This window comes from Enorma sp., from assembly GCF_982429025.1.
The window spans coordinates 1-24,312 of the sequence record NZ_CEWCAA010000026.1 but is presented as its reverse complement, the minus strand read 5'-3'; the positions used below and the strand labels follow the sequence as shown (position 1 = coordinate 24,312).

18 protein-coding genes are annotated in these 24,312 nt (G+C 65.0%); 14 read left to right on the top strand and 4 right to left on the bottom strand.

Annotation, left to right across the window (positions count from 1 at the left end; genetic code table 11):
• Positions 1-150: 150 nt before the first annotated feature.
• Both AC1VS5_RS05850 and AC1VS5_RS05845 read right to left on the bottom strand, forming a co-directional pair.
• Positions 151-3,906, bottom strand: a complete 3,756-nt coding sequence (locus AC1VS5_RS05850; protein WP_481218007.1) for a phosphoribosylformylglycinamidine synthase — start codon at positions 3,904-3,906, stop codon at positions 151-153.
• A gap of 793 nt (positions 3,907-4,699) precedes the next feature.
• Positions 4,700-6,037, bottom strand: a complete 1,338-nt coding sequence (locus AC1VS5_RS05845) for a homoserine dehydrogenase (RefSeq protein ID WP_481218006.1) — start codon at positions 6,035-6,037, stop codon at positions 4,700-4,702.
• 436 nt (positions 6,038-6,473) lie between these two features.
• Between AC1VS5_RS05845 and AC1VS5_RS05840 the strand changes: the two genes are divergently transcribed.
• The 13 genes from AC1VS5_RS05840 (at position 6,474) to AC1VS5_RS05780 (ending at position 20,714) form a co-directional block, all read left to right on the top strand.
• Positions 6,474-7,748, top strand: coding sequence for an ABC transporter substrate-binding protein (locus tag AC1VS5_RS05840; RefSeq protein ID WP_481218005.1), 1,275 nt, complete (start codon positions 6,474-6,476; stop codon positions 7,746-7,748).
• Positions 7,749-7,841: 93 nt separating this feature from the next.
• Positions 7,842-8,723, top strand: coding sequence for a branched-chain amino acid ABC transporter permease (locus AC1VS5_RS05835; protein WP_087186669.1), 882 nt, complete (start codon positions 7,842-7,844; stop codon positions 8,721-8,723).
• A gap of 9 nt (positions 8,724-8,732) precedes the next feature.
• Positions 8,733-9,815 carry a branched-chain amino acid ABC transporter permease gene (locus tag AC1VS5_RS05830; protein ID WP_022349241.1) on the top strand — a complete coding sequence of 361 codons (1,083 nt, stop codon included), beginning with the start codon at positions 8,733-8,735 and terminating at the stop codon, positions 9,813-9,815.
• Positions 9,808-10,683, top strand: a complete 876-nt coding sequence (locus AC1VS5_RS05825) for an ABC transporter ATP-binding protein (protein WP_022349242.1) — start codon at positions 9,808-9,810, stop codon at positions 10,681-10,683. Before AC1VS5_RS05830 ends, AC1VS5_RS05825 begins: the two co-directional genes overlap by 8 nt.
• Positions 10,684-11,385, top strand: coding sequence for an ABC transporter ATP-binding protein (locus tag AC1VS5_RS05820; RefSeq protein ID WP_481218004.1), 702 nt, complete (start codon positions 10,684-10,686; stop codon positions 11,383-11,385).
• 539 nt (positions 11,386-11,924) lie between these two features.
• On the top strand, positions 11,925-12,644 hold the full coding sequence (locus AC1VS5_RS05815; protein ID WP_481218003.1) for a copper homeostasis protein CutC: 720 nt from the start codon (positions 11,925-11,927) through the stop codon (positions 12,642-12,644).
• A 104-nt stretch (positions 12,645-12,748) separates the two neighbouring features.
• Complete coding sequence (locus AC1VS5_RS05810) at positions 12,749-12,973, top strand: hypothetical protein (protein ID WP_418742703.1); 225 nt, start codon at positions 12,749-12,751, stop codon at positions 12,971-12,973.
• Positions 12,974-13,253: 280 nt separating this feature from the next.
• Complete coding sequence (gene brnQ, locus AC1VS5_RS05805; protein WP_481218012.1) at positions 13,254-14,600, top strand: branched-chain amino acid transport system II carrier protein; 1,347 nt, start codon at positions 13,254-13,256, stop codon at positions 14,598-14,600.
• Positions 14,601-14,655: 55 nt separating this feature from the next.
• Complete coding sequence (locus AC1VS5_RS05800; protein ID WP_481218002.1) at positions 14,656-15,801, top strand: macro domain-containing protein; 1,146 nt, start codon at positions 14,656-14,658, stop codon at positions 15,799-15,801.
• 194 nt (positions 15,802-15,995) lie between these two features.
• Positions 15,996-16,763, top strand: coding sequence for a vWA domain-containing protein (locus AC1VS5_RS05795; RefSeq protein ID WP_481218001.1), 768 nt, complete (start codon positions 15,996-15,998; stop codon positions 16,761-16,763).
• A gap of 270 nt (positions 16,764-17,033) precedes the next feature.
• Complete coding sequence (locus AC1VS5_RS05790) at positions 17,034-17,840, top strand: AIM24 family protein (RefSeq protein ID WP_329740063.1); 807 nt, start codon at positions 17,034-17,036, stop codon at positions 17,838-17,840.
• A 240-nt stretch (positions 17,841-18,080) separates the two neighbouring features.
• On the top strand, positions 18,081-19,901 hold the full coding sequence (locus AC1VS5_RS05785) for an adenine deaminase (protein ID WP_481218000.1): 1,821 nt from the start codon (positions 18,081-18,083) through the stop codon (positions 19,899-19,901).
• A gap of 18 nt (positions 19,902-19,919) precedes the next feature.
• The gene (locus AC1VS5_RS05780) at positions 19,920-20,714 is read left to right on the top strand and encodes a Cof-type HAD-IIB family hydrolase (protein WP_144688366.1); all 795 of its coding nucleotides are present in this window, start codon (positions 19,920-19,922) and stop codon (positions 20,712-20,714) included.
• 96 nt (positions 20,715-20,810) lie between these two features.
• Here AC1VS5_RS05780 and AC1VS5_RS05775 read toward each other — a convergent pair whose 3' ends face one another.
• Together AC1VS5_RS05775 and AC1VS5_RS05770 are read right to left on the bottom strand one after the other, a co-directional pair.
• Complete coding sequence (locus AC1VS5_RS05775; RefSeq protein ID WP_481217999.1) at positions 20,811-22,316, bottom strand: ATP-binding cassette domain-containing protein; 1,506 nt, start codon at positions 22,314-22,316, stop codon at positions 20,811-20,813.
• Positions 22,317-22,334: 18 nt separating this feature from the next.
• Positions 22,335-23,495 (bottom strand): ABC transporter substrate-binding protein, encoded by a 1,161-nt coding sequence (locus AC1VS5_RS05770; RefSeq protein WP_481217998.1) that lies wholly within the window; start codon positions 23,493-23,495, stop codon positions 22,335-22,337.
• 270 nt (positions 23,496-23,765) lie between these two features.
• Between AC1VS5_RS05770 and AC1VS5_RS05765 the strand changes: the two genes are divergently transcribed.
• A partial coding sequence (locus tag AC1VS5_RS05765) for a hypothetical protein (protein ID WP_481217997.1) occupies positions 23,766-24,312 on the top strand: 547 nt, incomplete at its 3' end.

The following is a 24,312-nucleotide window of genomic DNA, read 5'->3' as shown; positions in this document are numbered from 1 at the left end:
AGTTAGCCCATATCGCCAGCTTCACTAGCATGATGTGCAGGGTCCCCCGCCTATGCTTTTGCGCAGTTTCGCAGAAAGGCCCAGCAGTGCTGGGCCTTTCGAGAATGTCTGAGCAAGGAGCATAGGCGGGGGACCCGCCGGGAGCACGTGCTATGCGAAGTACCCAACACCGCTCTCGAAGATCGGCATGAACTTCTCGCCCGGGACGTTGCGATACAGGTTTTCGCCACGCCGCTCGACATGCCCCATCTTGCCGAAGACACGGCCGTCCGGGCTGGTGATGCCTTCGATGGCAAGCACGGAGCCGTTCGGGTTCACCGAAAGGTCCATGCTCGGCATGCCTGTCTCGTCAACGTACTGGGTAGCGATCTGCCCGCCCGCGATGAGCTCGCGCTGGACGGCCTCGCTCGCCACGAAGCGGCCCTCGCCATGGGAGATGGCCACGGTGTAGGCCTCTCCGGGCTTGCAAGCGGAGAGCCAGGGCGAGAGGTCGCTGGCCACGCGGGTGCGTACCAGGCGGCTCTGGTGCCGGCCGATGGTGTTGAAGGTGAGGGTCGGTGCCTCAGGCGTGGCGTCCACGATGTCGCCGTACGGAACGAGGCCCAGCTTCACGAGCGCCTGGAAGCCGTTGCAGATGCCGAGCATGAGGCCATCGCGTGCCTGCAGGAGGTCGCGCACGGCCTCGGTGACCTCGGGCGCGCGGAAGAACGCCGTGATGAACTTGGCAGAGCCGTCGGGCTCGTCGCCGCCGGAGAAGCCGCCCGGGATCATGACGATCTGGCTCTCGCGGATGCGGCGCGCAAGCTCGTGCGTGCTTTCGGCCACGGCCTCGGGCGAGAGGTTGTTGATCACGAAGACGTCGGCCTCGGCGCCGGCAGCGCGGAAGGCGCGGGCGCTATCGTACTCGCAGTTGTTGCCGGGGAAGACCGGGATGATCACACGCGGGCGCGCGAATTTCTCACCTGCATAGACCGGCGCGATGCGGCCCGTGTCGCTGCAGGTGAAGGTAAGCTGCTCCACATCGTCGAGCTTTTTGGCTTCCTCGGCCGGGGTGCGGTAGGGGAAGACGCCCTCGATGCCGCTTTCCCATGCCTCCTGCAGCTCGGCGAGGTCGATCTGCTCGGTTGCGGTTTCGAACACATAGCCCTCGACCGTGGTGCCCAAGGGCTCGATCACGAAGGAATCTGCAGCGAGTGCATCGAGCGCCGCCGCATCCTCCACCTCAACGATGAAGCTGCCGTACATCGGCTCGAAAAGGCTCTCGATGTCGACGTCGTCGGCAAGCTCCAAGCCGATCTGGTTGCCCACGCACATCTTGAAGAGGGCTTCAGCGCTGCCACCGTAGCCGGGGGTTGCCAGCGCCAGGGCGCTTCCATTCTGGGTGAGGCACTCGATGGCATCGAAGACGGCGAGGAGCTGCGAGGGGTCGGGGCGATGGTCGTCGCCATACGAAGCGGGGGCGATGCGGAAGACCGGGTGCCCCGCGCCCTTGAATTCAGGGGAGACCGCATGGTCGGCACGGCCCGTGCTTACGGCGAAGCTCACGAGGGTGGGCGGTACGTCGAGGTCCTCGAACGAGCCCGACATGGAGTCCTTGCCGCCGATGGCGCCAACGCCAAGGTCCACCTGCGCCATGAGCGCGCCGAGTACGGCTGCTGCTGGCTTGCCCCAGCGCTCCGGCACGTCGCGCAGGCGCTCGAAGTACTCCTGGAAGGAGAGGTAGGCGCGCTTGCGGGAGAAGCCCGCGGCCACGAGGCGGCTTACGCTCTCAACGACTGAGAGGTAGGCGCCCGCAAACTGGTCTTCTTCCATGAGATAGGGGTTGAAGCCCCATGCCATGGCGCTCGCGGTCGAGGTCTCGCCGTCGACGGGGAACTTCGCCACCATGGCCTGCGCAGGGGTGAGCTGGGTGCGCCCGCCAAAGGGCATGAGCACCGTGGCAGCGCCGATGGTCGAGTCGAAGCGTTCGGAGAGGCCCTTGTTCGAGCAGACGTTGAGGTCGGTTACGAGCGCGTGCATGCGCTCGGCGAGCGTGGCGCCCTCCCAAGCCGGCTGCCACACCTGGCGCGCCGTCACGTGCACGCTCTGGTGCTTGGGTGCGCCGTTACTGGCCAAGAAGGCGCGGGAGAGGTCCACGATCACGTCGCCGTTCCATGCCATGCGCACGCGCTTCTCGTGCGTGACCTCGGCGATGACAGTGGCCTCGAGATTCTCCTCGGTGGCATACGCCATGAACTCGTCCACGTCGTCCTCGGCCACGGCCACAGCCATGCGCTCCTGGCTCTCGGAGATGGCGAGCTCGGTGCCGTCGAGGCCCTCGTACTTCTTCGTGACCTGGTCGAGGTCGATATAGAGGCCATCGGCCAGCTCGCCCACGGCAACGCTCACGCCGCCCGCGCCGAAGTCGTTGCAGCGCTTGATGAGGCGGCAGGCATCGCCGCGGCGGAAGAGGCGCTGGAGCTTCCGCTCCATGGGGGCGTTGCCCTTCTGCACCTCGGCGCCGTCCTTCTCGATGGACTCGACGTTATGCGCCTTGGAGCTGCCCGTGGCACCACCGATGCCGTCACGGCCGGTGCGGCCACCGAGCAAGATGATCTTGTCGCCGGGCGCGGGCTCCTCGCGGCGCACGTGGCTTGCCGGGGTGGCACCCACCACAGCACCGACCTCCATGCGCTTGGCAACGTAGCCGGGGTGGTAGAGCTCGGAGACCTGGCCGGTGGCGAGGCCGATCTGGTTGCCGTAGCTGGCGTATCCGGCGGCAGCGGTGGTCACGAGCTTGCGCTGCGGGAGCTTGCCCTCGAGCGTCTCCGCGACGGGGACGGTGGGGTCGGCCGCGCCGGTCACGCGCATGGCCTGGTACACATAGCTACGGCCGGAGAGCGGGTCGCGGATGGCGCCGCCGATGCAGGTGGCCGCGCCGCCGAAGGGCTCGATCTCGGTCGGGTGGTTGTGGGTCTCGTTCTTGAAGAGGAAGAGCCAGTCCTGGCCCTCGCCATCAACATCTACCGTGACCTTCACGGTGCAGGCGTTGATCTCTTCCGATTCGTCAAGACCGGTGAGCTGGCCCGTGTGCTTGAGCCACTTGGCGCCGAGCGTGCCCATGTCCATGAGGCAGACGGGCTTCTCGTCGCGGCCGAGCTTATGGCGCATCTCCATGTAGCGGTCGAAGGCCTCCTGCACCACGGCGTCGTCGATCTTGACCTCGTCGAGCACGGTGCCAAAGGTGGTATGACGGCAGTGGTCCGACCAGTAGGTATCGATCACGCGAATCTCGGTAATCGAGGGGTCGCGGCCCTCCTCGGTGAAGTATTCCTGGCAGAAGCGGATGTCGGCCGCATCCATGGCCAGCCCGCGCTCGGCGATGAAGGCCGCAAGGCCGGCTTCATCGAGTTCGCGGAAGCCATCGAGCGCCTCGACGGGCTCGGGGTCGGGGGTCTCGGCTACCAAGGTTTCGGGCTTCTCGAGCGATGCGAGACGCGCCTCCACGGGGTTTACGACATAGTGCTTGATGGCGTCGATGTCGGCCTCCGAGAGCGCGCCCTCGAGGATATAGACCTTGGCGGAGCGCACCGTGGGGCGCTCTCCCTGGCTGATGAGCTGGATGCACTCGCTGGCGGAGTCGGCGCGCTGGTCGAATTGGCCGGGCAGGTACTCCACCGCGAAGACGGCTGCTGCGTCGGGGCTCGACGGCAGCTCGTCGTATGCGTGGTCCACCTGCGGCTCGCTGAACACCGTGGGGATGCACGAGCGGAAGAGCTCTTCGGTTGCCCCCTCCACATCGTAGCGGTTGATGAGGCGAAGGCCGGTGAGGCCCGTCACGCCAAGGATTTCCGTAAGCTCGCTCTTGAGTTGCTGTGCCTCGACGTCGAAGCCCGCCCTCTTTTCCACATAGATGCGAGAGACCATGAACCCTGCCCTTCGAATCCTGCTCGCGGAACCGTTCCCCCGAGCGGCTGCATACCGTCTTTATGATACGGCAGGTTGCCATGCATCCAGTTGGCGAAGTTGCCTGCTACAAATAACCCGCCGCTACGAGCGCGTTGCCGGGAGGTTGCTGTTTTCCCGCCGCCGAGTGCAGCACACGCGGAGTTGCGGGCGCCGATCCTCCCTCCCGAGCGCAGCAGATATGAAGTTGCCGGCAACGTCTCGACTGCCGAGCGCGGCAAATCCGGAGTTGCCGCCGCCGGCACGCCTTCGAGCGCGGTGGACCCGGTGTCGCCAACTGCCGAGCGCAGCAAATCTGGAGTTACCGGAACCGGCCTGCCCTCCGAGCGCAGCAAATCTGGAGTTACCATCGGCGAGCGCAGCAGATCAGGAGTTAAGGCCACCTGCAGAGGCCGATAACTCCATATTTGCAGCGCTGGATGCGGATAACTCCATATATGCAGCACTGAGCGAGGGAGCTGCCTAAGAGAGCGAGGGGGGGGTGACGTGCCGGGCCCGACCCTGGCGTGACTTCGCGGGGCAGTCCTAAAGGGCGAGGGGACGGCCTAGAGGGAGGAGGCGGTCCAGGACGGACTCGGTAGATGAGGGATAGCTCTGGGCAGCTCAATCCCCGAGCGCGGGCAGGCGCCGGCAATTCCAGCCGGAGCAGCTCAATCCCCGGCCGCGGACCGGCTCCCGTTTCGGCCGCGGGCCGGCCACGCCTCGACCCCCCCCCGGCAGCAGGACCGGCCACGCCTCGACCCCCGGCTCCTGCCTATTCGTTCTCCTCTGCGCCCTCGCTCCACGCGCCCACATCTTCGATGCGGATCACGCTGGCAACGCTTGCAACTTCATCAAGCGCCTCGAGCGCAGAGCACACGCGCTGTACGTCGCGCTCGCGGGCCGTGTGCGTAAGGAAGACGACCGAGCAGGTGGTGCCGTCTCCGTCGCGCAGCTGGTTGATGGCGGAGATGGAAACGCCCGCGTCCGCGAAGGCCGCCACAACCGGAGCGAGCGCGCCCACGCGGTCGACGACGGAGAGGCGGATGTAATAGCGCGTCTCGAGGTCCTCGATGGAGCGAATCGGCGCGGTGCGGGGGAAGGGCTCGGGCTCGGGGCCCAAGTCGATCCCGCTGGCGATGCCGTTCGCGAGCTCAAGCACGTCGCCAACCACGGCGCTCGCGGTGGGGAAGGAGCCTGCGCCCGCGCCGTAGAACATGGTTTCGCCCACCGCGTCGCCCACGGCGAACACGGCGTTCATGGCTCCCGAGACGCCGGCGAGCATGTGGTCGGCGGGAATCATGGTGGGGTGCACGCGCGCGTCGATGCCCTCGGCCGTCTTGCGGGCGATGCCGAGCAGCTTGATGCAGTAGCCCATCTCGCGCGCCTGCTCGATGTCGGCGGCGGAGACGTTGCGAATGCCCTGCATGTACACATCGTCGGTGGTCACGCGGGTGTGGAAGGCGATGGAGGAGAGGATGGCCACCTTGCTCGCGGCATCGAAGCCGTCGACGTCGGCCGTGGGATCGGCCTCGGCGTAGCCCAAGCGCTGGGCGTCGGCGAGCACATCGTCGAAGTCGAGCCCCTCGGAAGCCATGCGCGAGAGGATGTAGTTGGTGGTGCCGTTCAGGATACCCGCGATGGTGAGCATGCCGTTTGCCACGAGCGCGTGCTCGAGCGCGTTCACGATGGGGATGCCACCGCCCGCGGCCGCTTCGCAGCGAATCTGCACGCCGGCCTCTGCGGCAAGGCTTCCCAGGTAGTCGATGCGGCGGCCCAGAAGCGCCTTGTTGGCGGAGACCACGTGCTTGCCGGCAGCGATGGCGCTCTCGAAGATCTCGGTCGCAGGGTGATCGCCGCCGATGAGCTCGATGACGATGTCGATTTCCGGGTCGGCTACGACGTCGTGCCAGTCGGTGGTGAAGGCTTCGGGCGCGATGCCCAGCTCTGCCGCGCGCTCAGGTTCCAGGGCGCTGGCCATCTTGAGGCGCAGGTCGATGCCATAGGCGGAAAGGTATTCGTCGTGGTGGCGCGCGATGACGCGGGCGACGCCGCCGCCCACGGTTCCGAGCCCGATGAGTCCTACGTTGACGGTGCGGGTGGTGCTTGGCATTGCGTCTCCTTTGCATTCGAGGCTGCGTACGGGCTGGTCATCTGGCCGCGAGGGTGCCACCGGTGCCGCGCCCGCAGGAGCTGGGTCCCGGCAGCGCGGGTTTTCATCGCGAAGGCCCCTCGACCATATCTGCCTAGTATTCTACCGAGGAATGGGGCATGCATGCGAAACACAGATGTAACACGTCTCATGATGTTTCAGGCCGATAAAAACTGCAGGTAGAAACCTTGGGCGAAGAATGCAATACCGGCTCTCCGCTGCTCGAAGCCCTCAAAATGGTTCGGCTGCCTTACCTTTTGCATAAAATCGGAGTATTCTAGCACGAACCACCTGATCGCACAGCGTGTTCGGGCGGGGGCCTGCGAGGCATCGCGACCTCGGAGGAATGGAAGGGTAAGCCGGGCAGGCGCTCGGCGCGTCACGAGAGGAGCATTGCATGTCTATGCTCGAGAACATGCAGAACGTTTCCATCAACCGCAGGAGCCTCGTCGCGGGTGCGGCGGGCCTTGGCCTTGCCGGTGTTCTCGCTGGCTGCTCCAACGAGGGTGACGGCTCTGGGGCCGGTTCCGCTTCCGGTTCCGCCTCGGGCAGCGCCTTCATGATCGGTGGCATCGGGCCTACCACGGGCGACGCCGCCATCTATGGCAACGGCGTGCGCATCGGCGCCCAGATCGCTATCGACGAGATCAACGCCGAGGGCGGCGACATCCAGTTCGATTACAACTTCCAGGACGACGAGAACGACGCCGAGCGCTCCGTCAACGCCTACAACAACCTCAAGGACTGGGGCATGCAGATCCTCATGGGCACCGTCACCACCGCTCCGTGCGTAGCCGTGTCCGCCGAGACCAACGCCGACAACCTCTTCCAGATCACGCCCTCCGGCTCTTCGACCGACGTCATCGGCGGCCAGCCCGACGCGGACGGCAACATCGCCACGCCGCGCAAGGAGAACGTCTTCCAGATGTGCTTCACCGACCCCAACCAGGGCGCCGCGTCCGCTCAGTACATCTCCGAGCAGGGCTTGGGCACGAAGATCGCCATCATCTACAACAACTCCGACACCTATTCCACGGGCATCTATCAGAGCTTCATGTCTGAGGCTTCCGAGCTCGGTCTCGAGGTCGTGTCCGAGCAGGCGTTCACCAACGACTCCGCCACCGACTTCTCCGTACAGCTCAACGCCGCGCGTGACGCCGAGGCCGACCTGGTCTTCCTGCCCATCTACTACACCCCCATCTCGCTCATCCTCACCCAGGCGAACAGCATGGGCTATGCGCCCAAGTGGTTCGGCGTGGACGGCATGGACGGCCTGCTGACCGTCAAGGGCTTCGACACCTCGCTCGCCGAGGGCGCCATGCTCCTGACCCCGTTCGTCGCCACGGCCGAGGATGAGGCCACCAAGAGTTTCGTCGAGAAGTACCAGAGCGCCGATTACGGCGACGGCGAGACCCCGAACCAGTTCGCCGCCGACGCCTACGACTGCATCTACGCGCTGCGCGATGCCCTCGAGCAGGCCGGTGTGACCGCCGATATGGACTACAGCGACATCTGCGACGCGCTTGTCGAGACCTTCACGTCCGAGGACTTCTCCTTCACCGGTCTCACCACCGCTGGTGAGGCGGCTACCTGGTCCGATACGGGCGAGATTTCCAAGCAGCCCATGGGCATGGTCATTCAGGACGGCGTCTACATGCCGCTCGACGCGTAAGGGACCTTGCCCGAATCTCATTCGCAAGTCTGTTCTTGAGCGGAGATCGCCCGCCTTGCGGCGGTCTCCGCTTTTCACATGAAAGGAGGGGACATGGAGTTCCTCGCCAACCTCATCAACGGTATGAGCTTGGGCAGCGTCTACGCGATCATCGCACTCGGTTACACCATGGTCTACGGTATCGCCAAGATGCTCAACTTCGCGCACGGCGACATCATCATGGTGGGTGCCTACATCTGCTTCTGCGCCGTGAGCTACCTGGGGCTTCCCGTGATTGCGGGTATCCTGCTCTCCGTCGTGGGCTGCACGGTGCTCGGTATCGTGATCGAGCGGCTCGCCTACAAGCCCTTGCGCAGTGCCCCGTCGCTGAACGTGCTCATCACCGCTATCGGCGTGAGCTACTTTTTGCAGAACGCCGCGCTCATCATCATGGGCTCCGATCCCAAGTCGTTCTCGATGATCCTGAGCCTGCCGGCGCTCCATCTCTTTGACGGGCGCCTCACCATCAGCGCCACGGCGGTGATCACCATCCTCGCCTGCGTTGCCATCATGGTGGCCCTCACCATGTTCACCGGCAGGACCAAGATGGGCAAGGCCATGCGCGCTTGCTCGGAGGACCGTGACGCCGCGCAGCTCATGGGCATCAACGTCAACTCGACCATCTCGATGGTCTTCGCCATCGGCTCGGGGCTCGCGGCCATCGCGGGCGTGCTCATGTGCGCCGCCTATCCCACGCTCATGCCCACGACCGGATCTATGCCCGGCATCAAGGCCTTCACCGCGGCGGTGCTCGGCGGCATCGGCTCCATCCCGGGCGCGGCGCTCGGCGGCGTGCTGCTCGGCATCATCGAGATCTTCGCGCGCGCCTACATCGGCACGCAGCTCGCCGATGCGGTGGTCTTTGCCGTGCTCATCGTGATGCTGCTCATCCGTCCGGCCGGCTTGCTCGGCAAGCCCGTGAACGAGAAGGTGTAGGTGATTCACATGGGTTTCATGCATCTCAAGCCGCAGACGCACTCGACCGTTATCACCTATGCGATCGTGATCGTCGCGTTCATCGTGGTAACGCTCCTCGACGGGATGGGGCTCATCTCCAACTCCCTCTCCGGCCAGCTCGTGCCCATCTGCGCCTACGTGTCGCTCGCCGTATCCCTCAACCTCGTGGTGGGCGTCTCGGGCGAACTCTCGCTCGGACATGCGGGATTCATGAGCGTGGGCGCCTTCACTGGCGTGATCGTGGCGGGGTGCTTGGCGCGCATGGGCGTCGAGTCCGAGCTTTTGCTCTTCGCGGGGTCTGCCGTCGTCGGTGCTGTCGTTGCGGGCATCATCGGCTTTTTGGTGGGCATCCCGGTCATGCGCCTGCGCGGTGACTACCTGGCAATCGTGACGCTTGCGTTCGGCGAGATCATCAAGAATCTGCTGAACAACTTCTATATCGGCGTGGACGATGCCGGGCTGCACTTCTCTATGACGGACAGCTCGTCGCTCGGCATGAGTCAGGGCACGATTCTCATCAACGGGCCCAAGGGCGCCGTGGGAATCGATAAGATCTCGACCTTTGTCTTGGGTGTCGTGGTGGTGCTCATCACGGTTGCCGTGGTCTTGAACCTCATGCACAGCCGCGACGGCCGCGCCATCATGGCTGTGCGCGACAACCGCATCGCCGCGGAGAGCGTGGGTATCAACACCACGAAGTACCGCCTTATCGCCTTCACCGTGGCGTCGGCCCTGGCAGGCATGGCGGGCGTGCTCTACGCTATGAACTATTCCACGGTCATCCCCTCGCAGTTCGATTTCAATCAGTCCATCCTCATCCTCGTCTACGTGGTGCTTGGCGGCATGGGCAACATTTCCGGTTCGATCATCTCGGCTGCGTTCCTCACCGTGCTTCCCGAGGTCCTTCGCCCCATCAACAACTACCGCATGCTCATCTACGCCGTGGTGCTCATCCTCGTGATGGTCGTGCCGCATACCAAGGTGTACCAGCGCGCGGCAGATGCGCTCCGCGAGCGGTTCCATAAGGCGGCGCCCAAGCCTGCTGCGGAAGGAGGCGAGGCCGATGAGTAAGCTCACCGATTTTGGCAAGCAGCGCCGTGAGACCACCAAGATGGTGCCGGTGCCGAGCGTCTCGATCATGCCCGAGCGCGACCTCGGGTCTGCGCCCGCTCTCGAGTGCCTGCACCTGGGCATTGAGTTCGGCGGCCTCAAGGCTGTGGACGACTTTAACGTTACCGTGGGCAAGACCGAGATCTGCGGCCTCATCGGGCCCAACGGCGCGGGCAAGACCACGGTGTTCAACCTGCTCACCAAGGTCTACAACCCCACGCACGGTACGATCATGGTCGACGGCAAGGACACCGCCGGCATGAACCCGGCCAAGGTGAACCAGCTGGGCGTGGCCCGAACCTTCCAGAACATCCGTCTCTTCAACACGATGACGGTCGAGGAGAACGTGATGGTGGGCCTGCACAACCAGCGGCACTGCGGCCTTGCCACGAGCGTCCTGCGCCTGCCGCATCATTGGAAGAGCGAGCGCTGGTACCACGAGCGCGCCCTTGAGTTGCTCGATATCTTCGACATGACGGGGCTCGCCACCCACGAGGCCGGCTCGCTGCCCTACGGTGCCCAGCGCCGCCTGGAGATCGTGCGCGCGCTCGCCACGAATCCCAAGCTGCTGCTGCTCGACGAGCCCGCGGCGGGCATGAACCCGTCCGAGACGGCGGACCTCATGGAGAACATCGTCAAGATTCGCGACACCTTCCAGATCGCCATCATGCTCATCGAGCACGATATGAACCTCGTCATGAATATCTGCGAGGGCCTGTGCGTGCTCAACTTCGGAAAGATCATCGCGAAGGGCACACCGGAGGAGATCCAGCAGAACGAGGCGGTTATCGAGGCGTATCTCGGCAAGCAGAAAGGGGGCGAGGCGTAGATGCTCAGCGTGTACAACATCAACGTCTGGTATGGGGCGATCCATGCCATCAAGAACGTCTCCTTCGAGGTGAACGACGGCGAGACCGTGGCGCTCATCGGCGCGAACGGCGCCGGAAAATCCACGACTCTAAAGACGCTCTCGGGCCTGCTGCGTTCCCGCTCCGGCTCCATCAAGTTCATGGGCGAGGACCTCATGCATATGCCTGCCGAGAAGATCGTGCAGAACGGCCTCGTGCACGTGCCCGAGGGGCGGCGCATCTTCCAGCAGATGACGGTCGAGGAGAACCTCGACATGGGCGCCTATACCCAGCCCAAGGAGAGTATCGCCGAGAACCTGGAGCGCGTGTATGCCCAGTTCCCGCGCCTGAAGGAGCGCCGCCGCCAGGTTGCCGGCACGCTCTCGGGCGGCGAACAGCAGATGCTCGCCATGGGCCGCGGCCTTATGGCGAACCCCAAGCTCCTCATGCTCGATGAGCCTTCGATGGGTCTCGCGCCCATTCTCGTGGAGCAGATTTTCGAGATTATCGAGTCGCTTCACGATGCAGGTACCACGATTTTGCTGGTCGAGCAGAACGCGCAGATGGCCCTTTCGGTGGCAACGCGCGGTTACGTGCTCGAAACGGGCAGGATTACGCTTTCTGGCACCGGCCGGGAGCTGCTGCATAATGACGATGTGAGGAAGGCATACCTGGGTGGGTAGACCCCCTACGGAAGCCCCGGCCCCCTTCTGAGCTGGTCCTCGGAACTCGGCTATGCCGAGTTCCTGCGGAATCGTTCAGAAGGGGGCCGGGGCTTCCTGCGTTACCGCCAAGTCTGCGTGGGTTGGATGACGCTGGCTCGCTTGGAATCGAAAACCGAGTTCCTGCGTTACCGCCCGGATTGCGGCTCAAATCATGCTGAATCGACGCGGAAGAGGCGCGCGCGGACGTGGCGCGATGGCGCTTTCAACTTTTGGGCACTTTAAAGCGCACCGGCCAAGTATCCCGGAAATGGGTGATCAATCTACCTGCGGATTTATGAGCCGCAGCAAGCCCTGTACTTAACCTTCCCTGTGTGGAGTGCCCAAAAGTTGCAAATACGTTGGAGAGCAGCTTCCCGTTCGGCGCGCGTTCCATATGAAGCGCGCAACGCGCCTGAGGTACGGGGTGTGCCGGCTTGCAGCGCTGAGGAGGCGCGACCCCGTTTCCGTTCCGTGGTACTCTGAGGGCATGGATCCATTGCGATTAAGGAGCCTGCCCTATGTCTCTTAGCTTGCTGCGCGAGTTCTGCGCCGAGAACTTCACCGATGTTCCTGCCGCCATTGAAGCCGGTGCCGACCGGATCGAGCTCTGCGACAATCTGGCGGTGGGCGGCACCACGCCTTCTGCTGGCGTGATCGGCGCCGCGACGGTTTACGCGCATGAGCACGGCGCGCGCGTCATGACCATGATTCGCCCCCGCGGGGGAGACTTCGTGTACGGGCCCGCTGAGCTCCAGATGATGCAATCGGATATCGAGACGGCTTGCCGGCTTGGCACCGACGGCATCGTTTTCGGCTGCCTTGAGCGCAGGGAGCACGGTTTCTGGCTCGATCTTTCCGCTATTGAGGCGCTCGTTGCCCATGTTCGCTGGATGCAGGACCAGCGCGACTGGAGCGGTGTTCCGCGTGAGTTTGATCGCGAGGACCAGCGCATCGATATCACGTTTCATATGGCGTTCGATGAACTCGCTTCCGAGGACCAGTTCGAGGCCATCGACGTGCTCGTAAAGATGGGCGTGACGCGCATCCTCACGCATGGCGGCCCCGCAGGCACTCCCATCGATGGCAACCTGTCTAGGTTGCGGGAACTCATCGCATACGCAAGCGGGCGCCTGACCATTCTTCCCGGTGCCGGCATCACCTATGAGAACGCTACGCGCATTGCTGGCGAGCTCGGCGTGGACGAGGTCCATGGGACCAAGATCGTGCGCCTCGCGTAGCAGCCCTTCTCCACGGAGAAAGTTGCCCTTGGCTATCTTATATGGCACAATCGTTGCATCATTTATGAGGGCGCAGATGCGCCGACGACGCCGAGGGAGGTTCCGTGGCAGCTCAGGTTCGCCTATGCAAGAAATGCTCTGGTATCAAGGCCAAAGACCTTAAAGGCGCCGTGGGTAAGGAAGATGTCCGCTGCGGCTGCTTCGGGGCGTGCAGAAAGAAGCGCCCTGAGCTTAAGGGCCGCGTGTACGTGCGGGTGAGGGGCGGCATCGTGTCGGCGGGCTCGAAGAAGAAGCTGCGCCGTTCCGTGGCGGAGGCGCTCGCCGAGTGATGGAGCTGCCGCTGGGTGCCGCTGCGTGGCGAGGAGGAAGTGCGGGCCAGGTGATGAGAAGGCGGTGCCGTGCCATGGTGGAGGCGCCATCCGATCGATGAGGTCTGGCGGCGAGGAGCGCGCCAGGGCCTGTGGTGGCAGGGTCGCCCTACGCTGTTTCGGCCGAGGGCCCCAGCATGCTAGTATGGCAGGTGCTCAATGCAGGCACGCGGGGACGCTGCGGCATGCGGCGACCGAGCCTCATGCAAAAGATGCGTCCGGGAAAGGATGGGGCTTGGCGATGCAGCAACCCAATCAACCCGAGCAGACGTCGTTGTGCGAGGTCTTGGCGCCACGCCAGATGGTCTCGGTGGGCGTTGCGCTCTTCTCTATGTTCTTCGGGGCGGGCAACCTGATCTTGCCGCCGCTTCTTGGCGTGCAGGCGGGGCAAGATGCGCTGCCCGCGCTCATCGGATTTTTCGTCGCGGGAGTAGGCCTGCCTGTGCTGGGCATCGTTGCCGTCGCCCTCGCGGGCACGGTGCGCGACCTCGCCGCCCGCGTCCATCCGGTGTTCTCACGCGCCTTCGTCGCGGTGGTCTACCTTGCCATCGGTCCCTGCCTTGCCATACCGCGCACCTCTTCAACGGCGTATGAGATGCTTCTGCCGCTCCTTCCCACATCCGTGGACCCCGGCTTGATGCGTCTGGCGTTTTCGGTTGCGTTCTTCGTTCTCGCCTATGCGCTCGCCATGCACCCGGGGCGCATCACGAGGCTTCTGGGTAAGATCACCGGCCCCTTGCTCATCGTGCTCATCATCGCGGTCGTGGGCTCTGCGCTCTTTTCCGAGAGCGAGCCGCTCGCGCCCGCCAGTGCCCCGTACGACGCAAACCCAGCCGTGCAGGGCTTTCTTACGGGCTATCAGACCATGGACCTGCTCGCGTCGCTCACCTTTGGTCTGGTTATCGCGACGAGCATCCGCGGCATGGGCGTGACCGAGCCCGCTGGCGTAACGCGCGAGGTCTGCCGCGCGGGCCTCATCGCCGGCGTGCTCATGATGCTCATCTACGGCGGTCTTGCCGTGGTGGGGGTTCGGTTGAGTGAATCGCTCGCGGGCGCTACGAACGGTGCCACGGTGCTCACGGCTTCTGCGACATTGCATTTCGGAACGGTGGGAACGGCGGTGGTCGCTGCCATATTCCTGCTGGCATGCCTGAACGTCTGCATCGGGCTCATCGGTTGCTGCGGTACCTACTTCTCGCAGGAGGTGCCGCGTATTCCGTATCGTGGATGGGCGCTTGCGTTCGCTCTCTTCTCGTGCATCGCCTCGAATGCGGGCCTCGACGCCATCTTGGCGTTCTCGGTTCCGCTGCTGAGCGCCCTGTACCCGGTGGCAATCGTACTCGTGATCATGGGCGTGTGCCATTCCGTGTGCGACCGCCTGCCCCAGATGTGGCCGTGGGTGGTGGGAGTTGTTGCCGTGGTGGGCGTGCTCGGAAGCGTGCGCGACGCCGTTGCTCCGGGCGCGTGGCTGCCCATCGATGCTCTGCCGCTCGCCTCTTGGGGGCTCGGCTGGGTCGTTCCGGCGATTGCGGCAGCGTGCATCGGCGCGCTGCATGCTAAGGTTTCCGCTCGTGGCGCGTGCCGGTAGGGTTGCTGCTTGGCGGCGGCGGGTACGTGCGGCGTTAGGTTGATGGGGGTCGGTCATGCCGTTTTCGATCGTTCGCGATGACATCTCTCGCGTGCACGCAGACGTTCTGGTGAATGCCGCAAACGTGCGCCTGGCGCCGGGCGGCGGCGTATGCGGGGCGTTGTTCTCGGCTGCGGGGTTCGATGAGATGCGCGCGGCATGCGAGGCTATCGGAGGGTGCGCGACGGGAGATGCCGTGGCGACGCCCGCGTTCAACTTGCCTGCGCGCTGGTGCGTGCATGCCGTGGGGCCCATTTGGCGCGGCGGGAGAGCCCACGAGGAGGAGCTGCTGCACCGTTGCTACCGCAGCGCCTTCGCGCGCGCCGTGGAGCTCGGCGCCCGGTCGGTCGCGTTCCCGCTCATTTCGGCGGGCATCTATGGATTCCCCGTTGAGCGAGCGCTCGCTATCGTGCGCGAGGAAGTCGCCGCGTTCCTGAGGCATCACGACGAGGTTGCACTGACGCTCGTGGTGTTCGAGCGCGCGGTCGTCCAGATGGGCAACGCGTTCGTCGAGCAGGTTCAAGAGTATATCGATGACGAATACGTCGATTCGAGCTCCTTCATGCGGCGCGATACGGGCGAGCTTGAACGCGAGCTGCAGTGGACGGAGGATGCCTCCGCACCGCTTTCTGTGGAGATGGCCGAGCCCGTCGCCCTGCCTGAATACCTCCGAGAGGACGATGCGCCTACCGTGATGCCGAGCGCGTCGAGGCCGTTCGTTGCTTCAAGCATCACGGCACCGGGCGCTGCGATGCCTGGCGCGCCGTCGCGTGCCGGCGCTACGCTCGATGCGGAGATTGCTCAGCTGGTCGCCACGCTCGACGCACCGTTCTCCACGACGCTGCTCGCTCTCATCGATGCCCGGGGCATGACGGACGCCGAGGTGTACCATCGTGCGAACATCAGCCGTCAGCTCTTCTCGAAGATACGAGGAAATGAATCGTACCGCCCGTCCAAGCAGACGGTCGTGGCGCTCGCCATCGCGCTTGAGCTCGATATGAGTGCCACGCAAGACCTACTTGCTCGCGCGGGGTTCGCGCTGTCAAAGAGTAACAAGTTCGACGTGATCGTTCGCTTCTTCATAGAGCGCGGCATCTACGACCTGTTCCAGCTTAACGAAGTGCTGTTCGCCTACGACCTGCCGCTCGTCGGTTCGGTGTAGCCGCGTTCGGGCGGTGCCGAGGCGCTTGGTGGGCGCCGGGGCATTCGGATGGCGCCGGGGCACTTGGTGGGCCGGGCGTTCCGCGGGCGCGTTCCGGGCACCTGCGGCAAATGTCGCTTGCCGGTTGACCATCGGCGCGCGGGCACAGCGTACCCTTCACGGTGTCAGATAGTCGATGCCGTAAGGAGGCAGCCATGGATAAGCGACACCTCGATCACAACGCCGGGCGCACCCGTTCGCACGTCTGCAGCGAGCCCGCCGCGCGCACCAAGCACGATGAGCCCGCTGCGCGATCCGAGCGCGCCAAGCGCGATGAGCCCGCCGCGCGCACCGAGCTGATATTCATCCTCGATGCGAGCGGTTCGATGTCAGGTCTGGAAGACGACACCGTGGGAGGCTTCAACGCGATGCTTGCCGAACACCGCGACGGACCGGGCGAGGCCATCGTGTCCACGCTCATATTCAACGATCATACGCGCGTGCTCCACGACCGCGTGGATGTCCGCAGCGTCGAGCCGCTCACGCGGAACGAGTACCGCTGCAGCGGCTGCACGGCGCTACTCGACGCGGTGGGCGGGGCCATCGACCATGTCGTCCTCGTGCAGCGCGTGCAGCCTGCGGGCTACGAAGCGGACAAAGTGCTTTTCGTCATCACGACAGATGGTATGGAGAATGCGAGCAGCCACTACTCGTATCGCGAGGTAAAGCAGCTGATCGAGCGGCAGAGGGAGAAGGGCTGGGAGTTCATCTTCATCGGGGCGAACATCGACGTTGCCCGCGAGGCGGAACGGCTCGGTATCGACCGCGACTGCGCCGTCGGGTACGTGCACGATGAGGTCGGCACGAATGTGATGTATCGGGCGGCGTCGTGCGCAGCCCGCATGGTGCGGTGCAGCGAGCCGTTGGAGGCGGGCGCTTGGCGTCGCGAGCTCGATGAGGACGTGCGCCGGCGCGGGCGCTAGCCGTCGCGCGATCCGCCCGCCTGCTCTCGGGACGTTTGTCCGCCACGGCATGTCGGGAAAGGGGCTCGCTAGCCACGGCGCGTCGTGAGCGAGAGCTCGTGCTGCGGCCCATGGGGAAAGGGCGCTCGCCACGGCCCGTTGAGGCATAGAGCGCTCGCGCGCATCACGGCCCCGTTGGGCGAAAGGGTGCCCGGTGCGCCGCGGCGCACTGCCTCGCGGCCCTATAATCCCGGTAAGGTTAGGGCGCACGGCGCAGATGAGGGGGCAATCATGTCGTACACCATCTACAACTTTCTCAATAACGACGACGTAAAGGTTTTGCACCAGGCGGGGCAATTCCAGGTTATCCAGTGGGACCGCGACCTATCCGTTGCGCCCTGGAGCGCGCAGGAGGCGTGGTTCGCATCGCAGATGGATGTGCGCCGCCGCCAGCTCGTCGCGACCCTCGATGGCCGCACGGGCGTGACCCTGCAGGCGGGGGCCATGCAGTGGACGGTCGGCCAGATCCATGCCAATACCGGCGTCAAGAGCGCGGGCGATCTCTTCGGAAAGATGGTGCGCGGCGCGGTGAGCCAGGATTCCATCATCAAGCCCGAGTATTCCGGCACGGGCATGCTCGTGTGCGAGCCCACCTGGCGCCACCTGCTCTTGCTCGATCTCTCGCAATGGGGCAATTCGATCGTGCTCAACGACGGCCTGTTCCTTGCATGCGACAGCACCATTCGCCACGACTTGCAGCGTCGGTCGAACATATCGTCGGCCGTGGCGGGCAACGAGGGCCTGTTCAATCTGAGGCTCGATGGCGCGGGCGTGGTCGCGCTCGAGTCGCCGTGCCCGCAAACCGAAGTGCTCTACGTCGACCTGCAAAACGACGAGCTCAAGGTCGATGGCAACTATGCGCTCGCATGGACTTCGGGGCTCGAGTTCGCGGTCGAGCGCTCCGGCAAGTCGCTCATCGGCTCTGCGGTGAGCGGGGAGGGCCTGGTGAACGTGTACCGTGGTACCGGCCGTATCATGATGGCTCCCATGCAGCCGGCGACGAGCTATAACACGAACGCCGCCAATCCTACGGACTAGCGATACGGCGAGTGCTCGGCGAAGCATTGCGGGGCGCGGCGTGCTATGCGCGGCGCCCCGTTTTTCATCTATCGCGCTCCTCCTATGTTTCGCTGCAACCCCTCAGCGGATTGCGCGCGCGGTTTTGGGTATCATGCTCCACAAACGTGCGCTGCATGGTTCGGTGGGGATTCCTGCGCGTGGTTCGGCAGGGATTCCTGCGCGCGAGGGCGGTCCAGCACCCGATGGAGAGGGGATAGCATGGCGGCAGACGAGATCAAGCTCCTGGTCGACGTGGCGGAGGGCCGTGCGCAGGCCGATACGCTGTTCACCAATGCCCAGATCGTAGACGTCTACGGGCAGCGCGTGGTGCGCGGCCGTGTGGCGGTGGCAGATGGTGCGATCGCGGGAGTGCTCTTCGACGATCGCGACGCCGCTGTTCCCGATCCCCCTGCAGCGCAGGTCATCGACTGTGAGGGCCGCTATCTTGCCCCTGGTTTCATAGATGGCCACCTGCATATCGAATCCTCGAATGTGCGGCCCGCAGAATATGCGCGCATGGCGCTCGCGTGCGGCACCACGACGGCCATCGCGGACAGCCACGAGATCGCGAACGTCTGCGGGCTCGACGGCCTCGCGTTCATGATCGAGGATGCTCGCCGCGTTCCGCTCGATATCAAGTTCATGATGCCCTCGTGCGTGCCCGCGCTGCCCGACGAGCAGGCGGGTGCCTCCATCACCGCCGAGGATATGCGCGCGTTCATGGGCGAGCATCCGGGCGAGGTCTTCGGCTTGGGCGAGATGATGAACTATCCGGGCGTGGAGGCGGCGGATGCGGAGACCCTTGCGCGCATCGATGCCGCCGCAGCGACCGTTTCGGGCGTGGTGGACGGCCATGCGCCGCTCGTAGCTGGGGCGGACCTCAACGCCTATGTTGCAAGCGGCGTCATCGCCGACCATGAGTGCACCGGTCCCGAGGAGGCGCTCGATAAGCTTTCGCGCGGGATGTATATCATGCTGCGCGAGGGAACATGCAGCCACGATCTCGAGGCGCTGAGCCCCGTGGTGCTCGAGAATCCGCTTCGCGCGCGCCGCTGCTGCTTTGCCACCGATGACCGTGCGCCGTCGGATGCCCTCGCGATCGGCATGATCGACAATGCTTGCAGACTCGCGGTGGAGCGCGGCATCGATCCGGTGCTCGCCATCTCCATGGGCACGCTCTCCACGGCCGAGTGCTTCGGGCTCGATCACGGGCACGGCGGCCCGCTCGAGCATCGCGGCGCCATCGCGCCGGGCAAGCGCGCCGACCTGCTGCTGCTCGACGACCTTTCGTTCGAGCGCGCTCCGCATCGTGTGTATGCTGCGGGAAAGCTCGTTGCCGAAGACGGCTTGTTCGTGGGCGACGTTGCACCGGAGACCGCGCGCGTGCGGGAGCTCGAGGCGACGCTTCGCGGCTCCGTGCGCCTGCCCGAGCTCTCGCCCGAGGTGTTCTCCTACGATTTCCAGCCTGGAAGCGCGGTGATCGACGTGATTCCCGGCAACGCCATCACGGGGGCCGCGCATCCCGATTCTGGCGAGGGCCTCCGGCGCATCATGCTCATCGAGCGTCATGGCCGCGGCGTGGCCGCGCAAGCTGCGGGCGCGGACGGTGCGGGCCCTGCTGGATGCGGCCTTACGGGCACGCACATCGGGCGTGGATGGGTGCGCGGCTTCACCATCACCGGCGGCGCCATCGCCTCCACGGTGGGTCACGATTCCCACAACGTCTGCGTGGTGGGCGATAACCCGCACGATATGTTCGAGGCCGTGCGAAACGTGGGACAGGGCGGCTTTGTGCTCGTGCGCGACGGCGCGGTGGTCGCAAAGCTCGCGCTCCCGCTCGGCGGGCTCATGAGCGATGGCACGGCGGAAGACGTGGCCCGCGAGCACGATGCCTTCGTGCAGGCTGCGCGCGCTGCCGGCATCGAGTCCCCGCTCGATCCCATCATGGGCATGATCTTCCTCCCGCTTCCGGTCATCCCCACGCTCAGGATTCGCCCTGAGGGCGTTTTCGATGTCACGACCTTCACGTATGCAAGCTAATGCCGAAAGGAGCTCATGTTGATCCGCCTCATCGCCTCCGACATGGACGGTACCCTGCTTGACGAGCATAGCGAGGTTCCGCCCGAGACCTACGACCTCATTCTCGCCCTGCGCGAGAAGGGCGTGCACTTCGCTGCATCCTCGGGACGCCGCTTCGACCGGCTGTGCCAGTTCTTCGCGCCCGTGAGAGACAAGATGGACTTCGTGGCCGCCAACGGCGCCCAGGTGTATGTGGATGGCGAGCTCGTGGATCGCGAGGTGTTCTCCCATCTGGGCATTCGCCGCTTGGCGAAGACCGTTGGTAAATTCGAGAGCTTGCACATGGCGCTTTTCGACGACGAGAAGTCATTCCTGCTCGACGACGAGGATAAGTTCGTGCGCGAGATTGACAAGGACCTTCCCAACGCCGAGCGCATCTGGTATCTGCCCGAGCCCGATGTGAGCATTCTCAAGATCTCGATCTACTGCGAGGACGGGCATGTGATGGACTATGCCTACGCGCTCTCCCGCGAGCTGGGCGACGAGTTCCTATTCGCGCCCTCGGGCACGCACTGGATCGATGCGCTTCAGCGCGGCGTGAACAAGGCCACGGGCATCGAGCAGGTCATGGCGCACCATGGGATCACGCGCGACGAGGTGATGGCGTTCGGCGATTCGATGAACGACTACGAAATCATCCGGTTCGTGGGCACCGGTTGCGCGATGGCCAACGGCCGCCCCGCGCTCAAGGCAGTTGCCAACCGCGTGATTGGCTACAACTATGACCAGGCTGTGCAGGGCGAGATGCGGAAGCTCTTGGAGAGCTTGGGCTAGCGCGTTCGGTTCGCGCTGCCGTGCTCGGTAGAGCGGATTAGGGCTGGCGCGCCTTCTGCATGCACATGCGCTTCCGCTTCTGCTCCGGATCTGCTCTTATCTGAGCCCTACGTGCACGATGCGCGCGCCGATGAGCTCGGCGTCGCGCTTGTCGTGCGAGGCCATGACAACGATGCGCCCCCGTTCGCGCTCGCGAATGATGGCGGCGACGTGCTCCCGGGTGGCAGCGTCGAGCCCGTTGAAGGGCTCGTCCAGCAATAGTATCTCGTGTGGGGCGAGCAGCGCCCGGGCGAGCCCGATGCGCCGACGCTCGCCGCCTGAGCAGGTGCCCGCCGGAGCGAGTTGCCTCTCGCCGATGCCGAGGGTCTGGAGCAGGCCCGGAACCTCGGCCCATGCAGGGCTCTCGGCAGGGAGCCCGATGCGCGCGTTCGCCAGCGCGCTCGCTTGGTCAGCAAGGCGGTTGTCTTGGAAGCTCATCGCGACGCGGGGGAGGGGCGCGCGATCGCATGGATCCCCGAATACGACGGATCCGTCGTCGGCCGTCTCGAGCCCGGCGATGATGCGCAGGAGCGTTGTCTTACCCGAGCCGGACGGCGCCATGAGGCAGATCGGCTCGCCGGTGCGCACCGTGAGCGTGACGCCATTGAGGACGGGCGCGCCGCCGAACGCCTTCGATAGCCGCTCGAGACACAAGCGATGCTCTGCATTCCGTGCGGCGGGCGCACCGGTTGCCAGCACGTTGCCGACCGGCGACTCGGCTGTCGTTGCGCGCTCTATGCGTCCGGCGCGTCCTGCCCGCCCGCAGGTAAGGGGCTCAATCCATGCGAGCACCCTGCGCAGGGCGGCTGTGCACGCGGCGCTCGCCAGTACCACGGCGAGTGTCACCGCGAAGAGCGCGGGCGTGTCAAAGTAAACCTTCGCGTCGTAGATCGCTTCGCCGAGCGATCCTGCAGGTATGCCGATGACCTCGGCCGCAACTCCGGCTTTCCATGCGGTGCTGAGCCCGAGCGCAAGTGCGGTGCTCAGATAGGGGAAGAGCGTTGGCATCACGAGAAAGCGCAGGCGGCGAACAGGCGGGACATGGTAGAGCCTGGCCGCCTCTTCCAGCTTGCCGTCCGTCGCGCGCAGCCCCTGGAGGACGTTCTCGTATACGATGGGCAGCACCACGAGCAGCACGACGAGCACGGCGAGGTTGGCGGCGCGCAGCCAGATGAGCGCGAGCACGGTGATGGACGCCACGGGCACGCTCTTTGCGAGCGCCATGAGGGGCGCGAGGAGCTCTTCTACGATGCGCCAGCGCGCGCCGGCGAATGCCCCGACCGTGCCGTATACCGCTCCGAGCGCGAAACCGCCCGCAATGCGCACGAGGGAGAACCCCACGCGCGCCCAAAACGCGGGTTGGGGCACCATCTCGACGAGGCGCGCAAGCACGGCGGCGGGTCCCGGCAGCAAGAGTTCGCTTCCCAGGGCAATCGCGGCAAGCTGCCAGATCGCGAGCCAGAAGGCGCCGGCCCAGAGAGTCGGGCGGCGGCTTGGGCGCTCGCCCTTTGCGCCGGTGCGCCCTTCGCGTTCCGTGCACTCGGATGTCTGCCGCTTGCTCATGGATCTAGATATGCTCGGCTAGGCGCCGTAGCAGAAATCGTCGCCCGGCATCGCGCCGCCCACGGAGGCGGGGTCGGCGTCGTAGAGCGTCTGGAGATACCCGGTGAGCGCTCCCGCCATCTCTGCACCCGTCATGCAGACGATGTTGCAGTAGGGGATGGCCCGCTCTGCCACCTGCGCGGTCACGATATCGGCTGCCTCGATGAGCTGGGCCGCCGCCGAGGGGTCGTCGTTCACGAAGTCGACGGATGCAGCGTAAGCATCAAGGAGTTCTTCGACCGCCGCCGGGTGCTCGCTCGCAAATGCGCTTCGAGCCACGGCCACGCCGGTGATGAGCTGCGAGTCGCCTCCGCTGGCAGCGACGGTCTCGTCCCAGACCTCAGTGAGGTCGAGTGCGATGCGCGCGCCTTCCACCTTGGCGAGCGCGCTCGTGGCGAAGGGCTGGGGGAGCATGCAGACGATGGACGGGTCGGCTTGGAGCGCTGCCAGGCACTCGGCATGCTCGCTCGCCCATTGGATGGTCACGTCCGTTTCGGGGTCGATGCCGTTTTCGCGCAGCAGGTACTCAAGCGCGTATTGCGGGGTCGAACCGCGGCCGGCGGAATAGATGGTACGGCCAGCGAGATCGGTGATGTCGTGGATGGTCTCCCCTGCTTCCACGATGTCGAGTACGCCGAGGGTGTTCACGCAGAGCACCGTTACCGCCCCTTCGGTCTTCTGATAGAGCGTGGCGGCGAGGTTCGCGGGCACGCACAGCACGTCGAGGTCGCCCTGGATGAGCTGCGGAGCGAGCTCGTCGGCCGAGCCCGCGAGGGTGAACTCGTAGTCGTTCTCGAGCGCACCGATGCCGGCGGGGTCGGTGCCCACGGGGGTGTCGGTCGCGACAGCATCGCCCGATGAGCCGTCGTCGGTGGCCGCAGCATCGTCCGCTGCGAACATGCCCGCGGCGTCCATGAGCCCGACGAGGCCCATGCCCGTAGGCCCTTTGAGCGCGCCGATGCGCACGGCGGTGGGCTCCGCGCCCTCGCTCGAAGAGTTCATTCCGCTGCCGGCGTTCGACCCACCATCCGTATTCGAGCTGCAGCCGGTGATACCCAGACCGATGGCGATGGTGGCGAGCCCGCTGGCGAAAGCGCGGCGCGTGATGGTGGCATGGTGCTGCTGTTGCGTGGTGCCCATGGAAACCCCCAGAATTTGTGAGATGAACGCGGATACCTACCACTATATCAGTGCGGAATCGAATGCGCTCTCCGCGCGTGCGCGACGGGGCCCATATGGTTCCGCCTCGATGACTTCACGCTTTCTACCTGCGTATACAACATTTCACCCGTGTCGTATGACAGACGGTCTTCGCTTTGTCTGCCATGCTGATGCCGTGATGCGTTCCGTATGTTTGCGGGATGAGGGGGGCGCGGGATGGAAAGGCTTGGGATGCTGAGGGGAGTGCGCATGGCTAGCGTGGGTGCGTTCGTGCTCATCAGGCGCATGCTTCGCCTGATATGCGGGAGGCGGTTCGCGCTCATCACCGTCGCGATGGCGATCGTTGTGGCGTACCAACTGACTGACGACCTATTCATCTCATATGGCACGGTCGGTGCGGATAGCCTGCTCGGCATCGATCTGCCTCCGCTTTTCATGGCGGCGATGACGATGGGCGGTTCGGAGGCGTTCGCGTTGCTGCTTCCCCTCGCCTTGCTTGCCGATAGCGCGTGGAGTTTCAGGAACGGGTACCTCAGTCTTCTCGTAGCCAGGGGTGTCGATTCGGTCCGCTTGTCGCTTTCCTGCATGGCTGCGTTCATGATCGCGACGGTGCTGTCGTTCGCCGTGGTCGCTCTCGTAACCGGCGCCGTTTGCGCGCTGGTATGCAGCGGGTCGTTCGAAACGGAGCTCATCAACATGGCGGACACCGACTTCGCACCGATGCTCTCGTGGGGTGCTGCGGGGAGCGCAGGGCTCATCGCACTGCAACTCGTGAGCTGCTTTGCGATTGCGGCGG

Excerpts from the sequence above, each read along its gene's own strand:
- AC1VS5_RS05850 (WP_481218007.1), bottom strand. The coding sequence starts at position 3,906 with ATGGTCTCTCGCATCTATGTGGAAAAGAGGGCGGGCTTCGACGTCGAG.
- AC1VS5_RS05845 (WP_481218006.1), bottom strand. The coding sequence starts at position 6,037 with ATGCCAAGCACCACCCGCACCGTCAACGTAGGACTCATCGGGCTCGGA.
- AC1VS5_RS05840 (WP_481218005.1), top strand. The coding sequence starts at position 6,474 with ATGTCTATGCTCGAGAACATGCAGAACGTTTCCATCAACCGCAGGAGC.
- AC1VS5_RS05835 (WP_087186669.1), top strand. The coding sequence starts at position 7,842 with ATGGAGTTCCTCGCCAACCTCATCAACGGTATGAGCTTGGGCAGCGTC.
- AC1VS5_RS05830 (WP_022349241.1), top strand. The coding sequence starts at position 8,733 with ATGGGTTTCATGCATCTCAAGCCGCAGACGCACTCGACCGTTATCACC.
- AC1VS5_RS05825 (WP_022349242.1), top strand. The coding sequence starts at position 9,808 with ATGAGTAAGCTCACCGATTTTGGCAAGCAGCGCCGTGAGACCACCAAG.
- AC1VS5_RS05820 (WP_481218004.1), top strand. The coding sequence starts at position 10,684 with ATGCTCAGCGTGTACAACATCAACGTCTGGTATGGGGCGATCCATGCC.
- AC1VS5_RS05815 (WP_481218003.1), top strand. The coding sequence starts at position 11,925 with ATGTCTCTTAGCTTGCTGCGCGAGTTCTGCGCCGAGAACTTCACCGAT.
- brnQ (WP_481218012.1), top strand. The coding sequence starts at position 13,254 with ATGCAGCAACCCAATCAACCCGAGCAGACGTCGTTGTGCGAGGTCTTG.
- AC1VS5_RS05800 (WP_481218002.1), top strand. The coding sequence starts at position 14,656 with ATGCCGTTTTCGATCGTTCGCGATGACATCTCTCGCGTGCACGCAGAC.
- AC1VS5_RS05795 (WP_481218001.1), top strand. The coding sequence starts at position 15,996 with ATGGATAAGCGACACCTCGATCACAACGCCGGGCGCACCCGTTCGCAC.
- AC1VS5_RS05790 (WP_329740063.1), top strand. The coding sequence starts at position 17,034 with ATGTCGTACACCATCTACAACTTTCTCAATAACGACGACGTAAAGGTT.
- AC1VS5_RS05785 (WP_481218000.1), top strand. The coding sequence starts at position 18,081 with ATGGCGGCAGACGAGATCAAGCTCCTGGTCGACGTGGCGGAGGGCCGT.
- AC1VS5_RS05775 (WP_481217999.1), bottom strand. The coding sequence starts at position 22,316 with ATGAGCAAGCGGCAGACATCCGAGTGCACGGAACGCGAAGGGCGCACC.
- AC1VS5_RS05770 (WP_481217998.1), bottom strand. The coding sequence starts at position 23,495 with ATGGGCACCACGCAACAGCAGCACCATGCCACCATCACGCGCCGCGCT.